This window comes from Acinetobacter sp. 1566109, from assembly GCF_000582255.1.
Classification (GTDB): domain Bacteria; phylum Pseudomonadota; class Gammaproteobacteria; order Pseudomonadales; family Moraxellaceae; genus Acinetobacter; species Acinetobacter nosocomialis.
Genome location: NZ_JEYB01000223.1, coordinates 1 through 566, shown reverse-complemented (window position 1 = coordinate 566; position 566 = coordinate 1). Strand labels below are relative to the sequence as shown.

Below are 566 nucleotides of genomic sequence, written 5' to 3'. Positions count from 1 at the left end.
TTTACTGTATTTCTATCAAAAGTCGCTAAAACCCCCGTATCAAGCACAGCCACACTAGAACCAGTTCCATTAAAGCCTTTGGTATTAGCTTGAGGCTGGTTAATTAAAGGCAAACTTTCCATGGTTGTCGCCTGATTAATCCGGTTTGGATATACAGCCTTAACGTTCGGATCATTAAGCAAATCAACCAAAGCTTCTTTATTACTAATTCGGTAAAAAGCTATAGGTAAATTATTGTAGTCCCGAAGTACTTGTACCCCTACACCACGATTAAACCTTGACTGGATATTCTTTTTATTTGCAGCAATATAATTTCGTCGCTCCAAACCTGTAGCCACACTTTCCGAAGGAATATTGTATTCAACAATAAGATCATTAGATTCATTGGTAACCAAAGCATCTAAATTAATTTTACCCTGAAATACTTTTTGTTTTGCTGCTTGATTTAACTGCTGTTTGGCACCTTTAGCGTCCAAAGGAACAGCGGATGCAGTTGTACTTAAGATCGTACATAGACCTAATAGAAATAACGTTTTACTTTGCATTATTTTTCTCCGTAGTTTTTC

At 36.6% G+C, this 566-nt stretch carries 1 pseudogene; it reads right to left on the bottom strand.

Features of this window, described 5'->3' with window-relative positions:
- Positions 1–545: pseudogene (locus J582_RS25550) on the bottom strand (peptidase S8); the annotation flags it as partial.
- Positions 546–566 lie beyond the last annotated feature (21 nt).